Source organism: Acidovorax sp. NB1, assembly GCF_005405905.1.
Classification (GTDB): domain Bacteria; phylum Pseudomonadota; class Gammaproteobacteria; order Burkholderiales; family Burkholderiaceae_C; genus Acidovorax.
The window spans coordinates 89,458-101,864 of the sequence record NZ_BJHU01000025.1; the positions used below are offsets into that span (position 1 = coordinate 89,458).

The 12,407-nt window shown below is 67.2% G+C and carries 11 protein-coding genes; 3 read left to right on the forward strand and 8 right to left on the reverse strand.

Going from position 1 to position 12,407, the window contains the following annotated elements; genetic code table 11:
• Positions 1-15: 15 nt before the first annotated feature.
• From AvAM_RS11650 to AvAM_RS11670, 5 genes are all read right to left on the reverse strand, one after another.
• Positions 16-825 carry a YoaK family protein gene (locus AvAM_RS11650; protein WP_137747215.1) on the reverse strand — a complete coding sequence of 270 codons (810 nt, stop codon included), beginning with the start codon at positions 823-825 and terminating at the stop codon, positions 16-18.
• A gap of 36 nt (positions 826-861) precedes the next feature.
• Complete coding sequence (gene glcE, locus AvAM_RS11655; protein WP_137747216.1) at positions 862-1,992, reverse strand: glycolate oxidase subunit GlcE; 1,131 nt, start codon at positions 1,990-1,992, stop codon at positions 862-864.
• 268 nt (positions 1,993-2,260) lie between these two features.
• Entirely contained in the window at positions 2,261-3,691 is a 1,431-nt protein-coding gene (locus AvAM_RS11660; protein WP_137747217.1) for an ammonium transporter, read from the reverse strand.
• Positions 3,692-3,727: 36 nt separating this feature from the next.
• The gene (glnK, locus tag AvAM_RS11665; RefSeq protein ID WP_108615702.1) at positions 3,728-4,066 is read right to left on the reverse strand and encodes a P-II family nitrogen regulator; all 339 of its coding nucleotides are present in this window, start codon (positions 4,064-4,066) and stop codon (positions 3,728-3,730) included.
• A gap of 43 nt (positions 4,067-4,109) precedes the next feature.
• Positions 4,110-4,820 (reverse strand): TorF family putative porin, encoded by a 711-nt coding sequence (locus AvAM_RS11670; RefSeq protein WP_137747218.1) that lies wholly within the window; start codon positions 4,818-4,820, stop codon positions 4,110-4,112.
• Positions 4,821-5,045: 225 nt separating this feature from the next.
• Between AvAM_RS11670 and AvAM_RS11675 the strand changes: the two genes are divergently transcribed.
• Together AvAM_RS11675 and AvAM_RS11680 are read left to right on the forward strand one after the other, a co-directional pair.
• Positions 5,046-6,590 carry a YifB family Mg chelatase-like AAA ATPase gene (locus tag AvAM_RS11675; RefSeq protein ID WP_137747219.1) on the forward strand — a complete coding sequence of 515 codons (1,545 nt, stop codon included), beginning with the start codon at positions 5,046-5,048 and terminating at the stop codon, positions 6,588-6,590.
• Positions 6,591-6,747: 157 nt separating this feature from the next.
• Positions 6,748-7,254, forward strand: a complete 507-nt coding sequence (locus AvAM_RS11680) for a MarR family winged helix-turn-helix transcriptional regulator (RefSeq protein ID WP_137747220.1) — start codon at positions 6,748-6,750, stop codon at positions 7,252-7,254.
• Positions 7,255-7,350: 96 nt separating this feature from the next.
• Here AvAM_RS11680 and AvAM_RS11685 read toward each other — a convergent pair whose 3' ends face one another.
• From AvAM_RS11685 to AvAM_RS11695, 3 genes are read right to left on the reverse strand one after another with little or no spacing between them, the layout of a single operon-like run.
• Entirely contained in the window at positions 7,351-8,925 is a 1,575-nt protein-coding gene (locus tag AvAM_RS11685) for an acyl CoA:acetate/3-ketoacid CoA transferase (protein WP_137747221.1), read from the reverse strand.
• A gap of 36 nt (positions 8,926-8,961) precedes the next feature.
• Positions 8,962-10,215, reverse strand: a complete 1,254-nt coding sequence (locus AvAM_RS11690) for a thiolase family protein (RefSeq protein WP_137747222.1) — start codon at positions 10,213-10,215, stop codon at positions 8,962-8,964.
• A gap of 2 nt (positions 10,216-10,217) precedes the next feature.
• On the reverse strand, positions 10,218-11,432 hold the full coding sequence (locus AvAM_RS11695) for a thiolase family protein (protein WP_137747223.1): 1,215 nt from the start codon (positions 11,430-11,432) through the stop codon (positions 10,218-10,220).
• Between the two features lie 157 nt (positions 11,433-11,589).
• Between AvAM_RS11695 and AvAM_RS11700 the strand changes: the two genes are divergently transcribed.
• Positions 11,590-12,375 (forward strand): crotonase/enoyl-CoA hydratase family protein, encoded by a 786-nt coding sequence (locus AvAM_RS11700; RefSeq protein WP_137747224.1) that lies wholly within the window; start codon positions 11,590-11,592, stop codon positions 12,373-12,375.
• Positions 12,376-12,407: the final 32 nt, after the last annotated feature.

The following is a 12,407-nucleotide window of genomic DNA, read 5'->3' on the forward strand; positions in this document are numbered from 1 at the left end:
AAGATCGGGAGCGGTTCAGCGCGCGGGCGGTGGGTCCAGGGGCGGATCCAGGGGCACATCCAGCGCCTGGGGCTTGCGCAACGGCTGGCGCAGCCGCGCCCGGTCGGCCCACAGCGGCGGCAGCGACAGGGCCAGCAGCACCAGCGCCAGCGGCACCACAAACACAAAGCCCACATGCTTGAAGCCCGCCGCACCCGCAATGCCGCCCACCAGGAACATGCCCAGCAGCCCGGCAAACAGCCGCACCCGGGCCTGGTTGGCGCGCACCTGCGACTCGGGCGCGGTGCCGGTGCGGTTCCAGTAAAGCATCTTGCCCATCTCGATGCCCAGGTCGGTCACCACGCCGGTCATGTGGGTGGTGCGGATCTGGGACGAGGACATCTTGGTCACCGTGGCGTTCTGCAGGCCCATGATGAAAGACAGCAGCAGCACCGTGAGCGGCACCGCAAACGGCGTGGGCCAGTTGAGGGTGATGGCGCCCACCAGGCCAAACAGCAGCATGAGCACAGCCACCAGCAGCAGGGGCAGCGCAAAGGTGCTGCGCAGCCTGCGCTGGCGCGCCCAGTTGATCATGATGGCCGTGGTGCCCGCGCCGGACATGAAGGCCCACAGTGCACCAATGGCGCCCAGCACCAGCTTCATCTGGCCCAGCACCAGGTTGTCGGCCAACGACGACAGGAAACCGGTCATGTGCGAGGTGTAGAGGTGCACGACCAGAAAGCCCCCCGCGTTCACCGCACCGGCATTGAAGGCCAGCAGCAGGCCCAGCACCTGGTTGCTGGCCACCGTGCGCCGGTGTCCGGTGAGATGGAGAAGGCGTCGCATGGGTGCGTGCGCTGGGAGCCAACCGGGCTGCGGCGCCTACCAGGCCCGCGCCACGCGGCCGGGGTTGAAGATGCCCGCCGGGTCGAAGCTGTGCTTGAGGCGGGCGTGGATCTGTTCCAGTGCCGTGGATTTGAGGTCAAAAAGGCCCTTTGCGCCTGTCCCACCTGTGCTTGCAGCTACAAAAACAGAAGCATTTCCACCCACCGCGTGGGCGGCGGCGCGCAGGGCCTCGCCCGCCGACTCGGGGGCCTGTACCCAGCGCAGTGCGCCATGCCATTCCACCAGCGGCTCGGCGCCCTCTGGCAGGGCTAGCACCGGGGCCGTGGCGGGCACGGACAGGCGCCACAGCGCATGGTCGGGGCGCTGGGCGCGGTCGGCGAACCAGGGCAGGGTCTGTTCGCGGCAGGCGGCCCAGTCGGCGGCCACGGCGGCGTTGTCGCCCATGCGCGCGCCGCCCATGGTCTTGCACGCGGCCTCCACCGCCGCCACGGCGCCGCGCAGGCGCACATACAGGGTGCCCACTCCACCGTCTTGCACCCAGCAGCTGGCGTTGAGGGGCAGCGGCTGGCCGCCCCAGGCATGCAGCTTGCGCAGGGCGTCGGCCTGGTTGATGCCCTCGAACCGCAGCGTGGCTTCGCCAGGCGCCACGGGCAGCACCTTGAGGCTCACTTCCGTCAGCAGGCCCAGCGTGCCCCAGGCTCCGGCCATGAGGCGCGACACGTCGTACCCCGCCACGTTTTTCATGACCTGGCCGCCAAAGGTCAGCAGCTCGCCCTTTCCGTTGAGCACCGTCACGCCCAGCAGGTAGTCGCGCACGGCGCCCACGCTGGCGCGGGCCGGGCCCGACAGGCCCGCAGCCACCATGCCACCCACGGTGGCGCCGTCTGCAGGGGTCTTGGCGAAATGCGGGGGTTCAAACGGCAGGCACTGGCCGCGCTCGGCCAGCAGGGCCTCCAGCTCGGCCAGCGGGGTGCCCGCGCGCACGGTCACGACCAGCTCGCTGGGCTCGTAGTTCACGATGCCGCGCAGGCCCCGGGTGTCCAGCACCTCGCCATGCAGGGCCAGGCCGTGGAAGTCCTTGGTGCCCCCGCCACGGATGCGCAGCGGGGTCTGGTCGGCCGCAGCGGCACGAACGCGCTCGGCAATCGGGGCAAGGGAAAAGTCCATCCGTGCATCGTAGCGGCAGCGGTGTGCGGCACGGCAGGCGGGGCGCGTGAATTTTTTGAACAGCGCTTGTGAAGGACAGCGGCCTGGTGGGGGTGCGGGCGCGGGGCGCAAGGCCCCTGCCCCACCATTGTCAGCAAGCCCCCTGCCGATGCGAAAAAGGCCCGCCGGTGGTCGGCGGGCCAAAGAACCGAGAGGAGTAACTTGCTTGTTTTTCTTGCTACCACGCCACGGTGCCACCAGACACCGCAGCGCGTGGGGCGCAGAGCGATCAGCGGTTATACGCCGTTTCGCCGTGCGAGGTGATGTCCAGACCTTCGCGTTCGGCTTCTTCCGAGACACGCAGGCCCACCAGCAGGTCGGCGATCTTGTAGGCGATGAAAGCCACCACACCGGACCAGACGATGGTGAACAGCACGCTCTTGACCTGCACCCACACTTGCGCGCCCATGGCGAAGGTGTCAGGCGTCAAGCCGCCCGTGCCACCCAGGCCTTGCGAAGCGAACACACCGGTCAGGATGGCACCCAGGATGCCGCCCACGCCGTGCACGCCGAACACGTCAAACGCGTCGTCCACGTTCAGCATGCGCTTGAGGCCACCCACACCCCACAGGCAGACCACACCAGCGATCAGGCCCATCACGATGGAACCCATGGGGCCCACGAAGCCTGCAGCAGGCGTCACGGCCACCAGGCCAGCCACCGCACCGGAGGCAGCACCCAGCATCGAGGCCTTGCCCTTGTGCAGCGCTTCACCAGCAATCCAGGACAGCGTGGCGGCGGCAGTGGCCAGCACGGTGTTCACGAAGGCCAGGCCAGCGTTGGCGTTGGCAGCACCGGCAGAGCCAGCGTTGAAGCCGAACCAACCCACCCACAGCAGCGAGGCGCCGACCATGGTCAGTGTCAGGCTGTGGGGCGTCATGGCTTCCTTGCCGAAGCCGATGCGCTTGCCCACCATGTACGCGCCCACCAGGCCAGCGATACCGGCGTTGATGTGCACCACGGTGCCGCCTGCAAAGTCCAGAGCACCGTCAGCACCCAGCAGGCCGCCGCCCCACACGATGTGGGCCATGGGCACGTAGCTGAAGGTGAACCACAGCACCGAGAAGATCAGCACGGCAGCGAACTTGATGCGCTCGGCGAACGAGCCCACGATCAGCGCCACGGTGATGGCGGCAAACGTGCCCTGGAACGCGAAGAACACGTACTCAGGAATCGTGGTCAGCGCACCAAAGGTCTCCTGGGTCACGCCCTTGAGGAAGATCTTGTCGAAGCCGCCGAAGAACTTGCCCTCGCCCGAGAACGCCAGGCTGTAGCCGTAGATGGCCCACAGCAGCGAGATCAGCGAGAACACCACGAAGACCTGCATCAGCACCGACAGCATGTTCTTGCTGCGGCCCAGGCCACCGTAGAACAAGGCCAGGCCAGGGATGGTCATCAGGATCACGAGCAGCGTGGAGGTCAGCATCCAAGCGGTATCGCCGGAGTCGATCTTGGGCACGGGGGCTGCAGCAGCGGCTGGAGCAGCTTCGGCTGCAGCGGGAGCAGCAGCGGCCGGAGCAGCTGCAGGCGCAGCGGCATCAGCAGCCGGGGCAGCGGCGGTGGCGGCCGCTGGTTCGGCGGCAGGCGCCTGGGCCAGGGACAGATTGCCCATGGTCAGCAGACCCAGCCCCAGGATGAAGGAAGCAAGCAGTTTTTTCATGGCATTTCTTCTCTTGTGTCTGTTGCGACCGGGCCCTTACAGGGCTTCCTTGCCGGTTTCGCCGGTGCGGATGCGCACCACCTGCTCCAGGTGGGTCACAAAAATCTTGCCGTCACCGATCTTGCCGGTGCGCGCGGCGCTTTCGATGGACTCGATCACGCGGTCCACCAGGTCGTCCGCGATGGCGGCTTCGATCTTGACCTTGGGCAAAAAGTCCACCACGTACTCTGCACCGCGGTACAGCTCGGTGTGGCCCTTCTGGCGGCCAAAGCCTTTGACTTCGGTCACCGTGATGCCTTGCACGCCGATGTCGGAGAGCGCTTCGCGCACTTCGTCGAGCTTGAAGGGCTTGATGATGGCTGTCACCATTTTCATTTTCAGATCCTCCGGAATGGGCGCCACCGGCGCCCATTGAGACTTACAGGGTTTTGGTGAGCGTGACGATCACGCGCGACTTGTTGACCGGGCCGTAGAAGGCCTTCTTGGTGGCGCCCACCACGGCAGCGCCGAGGGACACGCCGCCGCCGAAGTCGTACGAGCCGCCCAGGCTGTAGTCCATGAAGTTGGGGGCGGTGATGTCACCACCAAAGCGGGTGAAACCCACCGATGCCTTCAGCGTGGTGCTGGGCGCCACTTCCTGGGCAAACGCCAGGTTCAGGTAGCCGGTGTTGCGGCCCTTCATGCCAGGACCTGCGTAGGCAAAGTAGTCCTTGGACAGGGTGTGCGAGTACTTGGCCGTCACGGGGCCGAGGGTGGCAGCGCCATAGACTTCGGTGGTGTTGCCAGCGCTGTTGCCGGGGTAGATGTAGGTCAGCAGGCCCACGTCCAGGTCCACGCCGCCGGCCTTGAACTTGTAGCCGCCGTACAGGTCGGATTCGAGCGAGTTGCCGGACAGCCAGTCCACGCTGGAGTTCCAGTTGCCCACGTACCAGCCGGATTCGCCGAAGGTGTAGTCAAACCCGCCTTGCAGGGCGGGCTTGACGGCCTTGGCCTTGGACGTGTCCTGGTCCTGGCCACGGAACTTGTAGTTCGTGGTCAGGCTGACATTGGCGGTGAGCTGGGCGCTGGCCAGCATGGGAAGGGTTGCAACAAGGGCAACGCCCAGGGTCTTGATGATGGCGCGGGTCATGTTTCCTCCGGTTGGACAAAGTAGGGACAAGCGCTTTAAGCACGGACCGTGCCATTGCCTCCGCAGGCCCTGCGCGTGCGGACCGGGTGCGGTTGCGTTGGGTTACAACAATCCCCAGTACAGTGGTGGGGATCGCGCCGGGCACGTCGCACCCATCTGGTGCAAGAACCCGCCACCCCGCGCCAAAACACCCGAAAACGCACCCATCTGGGGAGAAACCGCTTCATGAGTCTTGCTTTGGTGCAAAGCCGCGCCCTTCTGGGGATGTTGGCGCCTTCAGTCACCGTGGAAGTGCATCTGGCCAACGGCCTGCCCAGTTTCACCCTGGTGGGGCTGGCCGAGGTGGAAGTGAAGGAAGCCCGCGAGCGGGTGCGCTCGGCGCTGCAGAACGCGGGGCTGGAGTTCCCCAGCAACAAGCGCATTACCGTGAACCTGGCGCCCGCTGATTTGCCCAAGGATTCCGGCCGCTTCGACTTGCCAATTGCCCTGGGCATCCTCGCCGCCAGCGGGCAGGTGGACGCCAGCCGCCTGGCGGGCTACGAGTTTGCGGGCGAGCTGTCGCTGTCGGGCGAGCTGCGCCCCGTGCGCGGCGCCCTGGCCACCAGCCTGGCGCTGCAGACGCAGCAGATCGACACCCAGTTGGTGCTGCCCCCCGGCAGCGCCGAAGAGGCCGCCCTGGTGCCCGCCGCCCAGGTGGTGCGCGCGCGCCACCTGCTGGACGTGGTGCGCGCCTTTCTGCCCCCGGGCAGCGTGGCAGGCGGCGATGCCGACGTTGCCAACGACGGCTGGACCCGCCTGGCCGCCACCCCCATGGCCACCCGCACCACCGGCCCCGACATGGCCGATGTCAAAGGCCAGGCGGCCGCCAAGCGTGCGCTGGAGATTGCTGCGGCAGGTGGTCACAGCCTGCTGATGGCTGGGCCACCGGGCTCGGGCAAGTCGATGCTGGCGCAGCGTTTTGCAGGCCTGCTGCCCGCGATGACGGTGGAAGAGGCGCTGGAGAGCGCCGCCATTGCCAGCCTGGCCGGGCGCTTTCGCCCCGAGGCCTGGGGCCAGCGGCCGACCGGCCAGCCACACCACACGGCCAGCGCGGTGGCGCTGGTGGGCGGCGGCTCGCCCCCGCGCCCGGGCGAAATCTCCCTGGCGCACCAAGGCGTTCTATTTTTGGATGAGCTTCCTGAGTTCCCCAGGGCCGCGCTGGAGGCCCTGCGCGAGCCGCTGGAGACCGGCCACATCACCATCGCCCGCGCAGCGCAGCGCGCGGAGTTTCCGGCGCGCTTTCAGATGATTGCGGCCATGAACCCCTGCCCCTGCGGGTTCCTGGGCTCCACACAGCGCGCCTGCCGCTGCACGCCTGACCAGGTGAACCGCTACCAGGCCAAGCTCAGCGGCCCGCTGCTGGACCGCATCGACCTGCATGTGGAAGTGCCCGCCCTGCCCGCCGAGCAACTGGTGCAGGCCCCCGCAGGCGAATCCACCGCCGCCATCCGCACGCGGGTGGAACAGGCTCGCCAGCGCGCGCTGTCCCGCCAGGGCAAGGCCAACCAGGCGCTGCAGGGCCAGGAGATCGACACCCACCTGCAGCTGCAGGATGCCGCCGCCAAGTTCCTGAACACCGCTGCCGCCCGCCTGGGCTGGTCGGCGCGCAGCACCCACCGCGCGCTCAAGGTGGCCCGCACCATTGCCGACCTGGCAGGCGCCACCGACACCGAGGTGGGCCATGTGGCCGAGGCCGTGCAGTACCGCCGCGTGCTGCGCCACCCCGCCTGACGCGCAGGGCAGGGGCCTGCTGCTGCGGGTTTTCACCCTTTATTAACTATCATTTTCATAGCTAAATAGGCAATACAGACAGGCGCAGACGGCTGATTTGAATCAAATTTTCCGCTGTCTTGCACCCATCCCCACACTGCGCCGCCACAATCGCCCCATGCCCAGCCCCCGCACTTCCAAAAAGACCACCGCTGCCACGCTCGACACCCCGGCCACGCCCGCGCCTGAATCGGTGGACACCGGTTTTCTGCGCACCCTGGTGGGCTACAACGCGCGGCGCGCGTCGCTGGCCGTGATCGAGGTGTTCATGGAGCGCATGGCGGTGTACCGGCTCAAGGTGGTGGATTTTTCGGTGCTGTCGCTGGTGGCGCACAACCCGGGCGTGACCTCACGCCAGCTGTGCGTGACGCTGGGCGTGTTGCCGCCCAACCTGGTGGGCCTGATTGCGGCGCTGGAGCGGCGCGGCCTGATCGAGCGCCGCCCCCACCCGAGCGACGGCCGTGCCATGGGCCTGCACCTGACGCCCGCCGGCGTGGAGCTGACCGCCCAGGCCGAGCAGACCGCGGCACAGTTGGAGGTGGACGCCACCGCAGGCCTCACCGCCACCGAGCGCAAGACGCTGATCCGCCTGCTGCAAAAGGTCTACGCCCGCGACGGGGCCTGACAAAGAAAAGGGGCGCTGCAGCCAGCGCCCCTTGGTCCTTGGTTGTGTGCCTGGCTTCGAGCAGCTTCTGCGCCCCGTCTATTGGCCTGCGGCCACCTATGCCACCACCTCAGACTTCGCCGCCATGGCCGCCGCCAGCCCGCCCCACTTTTCGCGGAACAGCCCAGGGTCCATGGTCTTCACGTTGCGCATGATCGGCTTGAAGCCCATGTGCGCCAGCACATCGCGCTCCAGGTCAACGCCTGGCGCGATCTCGGTCAGCTCCAGGCCTTCGGTGGTCAGGTGGAACACGGCGCGTTCGGTCACGAAGAGCACGTTCTGCTCCCGCTTGGCCGCATCCAGCCCGTTGAAGGTGATCTGCTCGACCTTCTCGATGAACTTGCGCGAGCGGCCTTCCTTGACGATGGTGAGCTGGCCGTCGCCCACCTTCACCTCCAGCCCCCCGGCCGTGAAAGTGCCGCAGAACACCAGGTTCTTGGTGGCGCGCGTGATGTTCACAAACCCGCCGCAGCCCACGGGTCGGCCGTTGAACTTGCTCACGTTCACGTTGCCGTGGTTGTCGGCCTGCGCCAGGCCAAGGAAGCTCGCGTCCAGCCCGCCGCCGTCGTAGAAGTCGAACTGCAGCGACTGCTCGATGATCGCGTCGGCGTTGTAGGCCGTGCCAAAGTCGCCCAGCTGCGCGGGGATGCCGCCGGTGATGCCACTTTCCACACTCAGCGTGAACTGGTCCGAGACGCCCTCTTCCGCCGCCACCGAAGGCACACCGGCCGGGATGCCGATGCCCAGGTTGGTGATGGCGCCCGGCAGCAGCTCCAGCGCCGAGCGGCGCGCGATCACCTTGCGTTCGTCCAGGGGCATGGGTTCGAGCGAGTTCACCGGCACGCGCACGTCGCCGCACAGTGCGGGGTTGAACTGCGTGGTGATGGTCTGCATGTGGTTTTCAGGCTGGCTCACCACCACATAGTCCACCGACACACCCGGCACCTTGACTGACTTGGGGTGCAGGCTGCCCGCCTTCACGATGCGCTCCACCTGCGCGATCACGATGCCGCCGCAGGCCTTGGCCGCGTGGGCGATGTTGATCTGCTCGAGCAGCACGCCTTCCTTGTCGAGCGTGAGGTTGCCGTTCTCATCGGCCACGGTGCCGCGAATGATGGCGACATCGATCTTGGGCGCGGGGTAGAACAGCCATTCCTCGCCGTTGAACTCCACCAGTTTCACGAGGTCTTCGGTGGACTTGCTGTTGAGCTTGCCGCCTTCGATGCGCGGGTCCACAAACGTGCCCAGGCCCACCTTGGTCAGCAGCCCGGGGCTGCGGCTGGCGATGTGGCGCGTGAGGTGCGACAGGCTGCCCTGCGGGAAGTTGTAGGCCTCGACTTCGCCATCGAACACCATCTTCATCATCTCGGCACCCGTCTGGCCGAAGTGGCCCGCCACGGTGCGCTTGATCATGCCGGGGTGGGCAAAGTGGACCATGCCTGCATCCTTGCTGTTGCCGATGGCACCGCAGGCCCAGGTGGTCGCATTGCGCGGGTGGCCGGTTTCCAGAAAGTTCTTTTCAACGCCCTTGAGCACTTCCTCGGGCAGGCTGGAGACGGCCAGGCCGCCCAGGAAGATGGTGGCGTTGTCGGGAATCAGGGCGCCGGCCTGGGCTGCGGTGATGATTTTCATGGTGCTGTGCTCTTGCAAATGGGTGTGAAGACTGGGTTACGCGTCGGTGTTTTCAATGAGCAGTGCAATGCCCTGCCCACCGCCCACGCAGGCGCTGGAGATGCCATAGCGCAGGCCACGGCGGCGCAGCTCGCGCGCCAGGGTCACCGTCAGGCGCACGCCAGTTGCGGCCAGCGGGTGGCCCAGCGCAATCGCGCCGCCGTTCACGTTGAGCTTGTTCAGATCGAGCCCCAGCTCGCGCCCCACGGCCAGGGTCTGCGCGCCCTGGGCTTCGTTGATCTCGAACAGGCCGATGTCCTCCAGCGTGAGGCCGGTGCGTGCCAGCAGCGCGCGGATGGCCGGGGCCGGGCCGATGCCCATGTATTCGGGTGCCACACCCACGGCGGCCACGCCGCGCAGGCGCGCCAGGGGTTTCAGGCCGCGCTGCTGCACATAGGCATCGCTGGCCACCACGGCGCCCACGGCGCCATCGACAAGGGCCGAGCTGTTGCCCGCCGTCTGCACGCCGCCGGGGTACACGGTGCGCAGGCCCGCCAACGCTTCCACCGGCGACGGGCGCGGGTGCGTGTCGCGGTCGAGCTGTGCCACCTTGCGGGGCAGCGTGATGCCGCGCGTGGCATAGCCTTCCAGTTCAAATTTTTCGCTGACCACGGGCACGATCTCGCCCGCCAGAAAGCCGTCTTCCTGCGCCTTGAGCGCGCGGGCGAAGGACTGCGAGGCATAGGCGTCCACGTCCTCGCGCGTGATCCCGTACTTCTTGGCCAGGTTCTCGGCCGTCTCGATCATCGTGACGGGGCCTGCGGTGTCGATCAGCGCTTCCATCAGGAAGTCCTTGAACTCCACGGGCGCGCCCAGCTTGAAGCCGGTGCGGTGCGTGTAGGCGGCAATCGGATTGCGCGTCATGGACTCGGTGCCCACCACCAGCGCCACGTCGGTGTAGCCCAGCGCGATCTGGTCGGCGGCCTGGCGGAACAGCTCAAAGCCGGTGCCGCAGATGCGCTGAACCAGGATAGAGGGCACGTCCAAGGGAACACCCGCGTACAGGCCAATGTGGCGCGGCAGCACAAACGCGTCGAAATCGGCCTGCGCCATCGATCCGGTGATGACCGAGCCCACATCGGCCGCTGGCACGCCGCTGCGCGCCAGCACGGCGCGCGCGACCTTGATGCCCATGTCGGTGGGGGACACATGGCCCAGCGGGCCACAGTAGTCCACCATGGGCGTGCGCACGCCGTCCACCAACCAGGCGTTCAAGGGGGCAGAGAAAGAGCTTGTCGAAGCGGTCGTCATGGTCAGGCCTTGGAAGTGGTTTTGCTGTCGGTCACGCGCAGCACGGTGGCATAGCCGGTGTCGCCCGCAGCGCAGCCGGTGAACAGGCCCACGCCGCCGCCGCGCAGCACCAGCTCTTCAATCAGTTCGATGATGGCGCGCATGCCGGTGGGCGCCTGCGGGTGGCCCCAGATGATGGAGCTGCCGTAGTTGTTCATGCGCTCCCAGGCAAAGCCGGTGTCGCGCGCCAGGGCGATGTCGTTCACGGCAAAGGGGTTGTGGGTCTTGATGGCCGCCACATCGCTGATGGACAGGCCTGCGTTCTTGAGTGCATTGAACGCGGCGGGGGACGGCGCCATGGGCATGTAGCCCGCCTCCACACGCGCCATGCCAAAGCCCAGGATCTCGACTTCGATGCCGGGGTCGGTGGCCACGGCGCGCGCCCGTTCGCGGGTGGTGACGATGGCGCCCGCATTGCCGTCGGCCGGGTGCGTCTGCCCGCCGAAGGTCACGGTGCCACCTTCCTTCACCGGCTTGAGCCTGGCCAGGCCCTCGGCGGTGGTGGGGAAGATGCCTTCGTCGGTGCTGAGCGTGCCGGTCTGCTTGCGGAATTTCGAATCGGTGACGGGCACGTCGGCCATGTAGCGCCTCTGGAACGCGCGGTCGTCGGCCAGCGCCGCCTGGTACTGCGTGTAACGGTGCAGCTTGAGCGCGTGCTGCTCTTCGGTGCTGATGCCATAGCGCGCGGCCACGTTCTCGCCGGTCTGCAGCATGGGGTTCTTGGCATACGGGTCGTGGCCCATGTTGTCGGGCACCCAGTGCTCGGTGATGCCGTAGCCACCGGTGCCGCTCGAATCGGGGTAGTACACCACCGGGCCGTTGGACTGGCGGTCGGCCATCACCAAGAGCGCGCTGGTGGCGGTGCCGCAGGCCACCTCTTGTGCGGCCATCTGCAGCGCGCGCACGCTGGTGGCGCAGGCCTGCTGCACCGTGGGGCCCGCCACGCGGTCGATGCCCATGAGGCCCGTGACCCAGGGCAGGCCGTAGAAGCTGCCCTTTTGCGGGTTGGTGATGCCCAGGATGGCCAGGTCCACCGCCGCCAGGTCATAGCCGCGCGCAGTCAGCGCCTGCTTGCCCACGGCAGCGGCCAGCGGCAGCGCGTTGAGGTTGGCCAGCGTGCCCTGCCACTTGGCAAAAGGGGACGACCAGTAGATACCGTAGGGGATGAAGGCGTTCATGGCAGGTCCTTGGCGGCGTTGTGGTGCATTTTAGTTATTTATCATAACCAAATGGACATCCCGAAAAGCTAGGGAAACCACCTACCAAAGAGCGACTGAATGGCCTTGTTTTAGTTATTTTTGATAACCATAATTTCTCTAACTCACCCACACCACCATGACCAAGACCTCCGACATCTCCCTAGAAATCCGTGGCGAACGCGAGGAAATCGCGGTCATCCGGCTCACCCGCCCCACCAAGCGCAACGCGCTGAACGACGGCCTGATCCTGGCGCTGCGCGATGTGATGGACAACCTGCCTGCCAGCGTGGGCGCTGCCGTGATCGACGGCGAGGGCGAGCACTTCTGCTCGGGCCTGGACCTGTCGGAGCTGAAAGAGCGCGACGCGGGCCAGGGCCTGCAGCACTCGCGCATGTGGCATGCGGCGCTGGACCGCGTGCAGTTCGGTCCCGTGCCCGTCATCGCCGCACTGCATGGCGCCGTGGTGGGCGGCGGGCTGGAGCTGGCCAGCGCTTGCCACATCCGCGTGGCCGACGAGACCACGTTCTACGCGCTGCCCGAAGGCTCGCGCGGCATCTTTGTGGGCGGCGGCGGCGCGGTGCGCATCCCGCGCCTGATCGGCACGGCCCGCATGACCGACATGATGATGACCGGCCGTGTCTACAACGCGGTGGACGGCGAAAAGGTAGGCTTTGCGCAATACCTCGTGCCCACCGGCACGGCGTTTGACAAGGCCTTCGAGCTGGCCCAGCGCATTGCGCAAAACGCCCCACTGACCAACTACGCCCTGATGCATGCGCTGCCCCGCATTGCCGAGCAGCCCGCCGACCAGGGCCTGATGGCCGAGGCCATGATGGCCGCCATCGCCCAGAGCGCGCCCGAGGCCAAGGCCCGCGTGCGCGCCTTCCTGGACGGCAAGGCCGCCAAGGTCAAGAAGGCCTGACGCCCGCCGCCTGGCGCCCGCAACCGCACCGA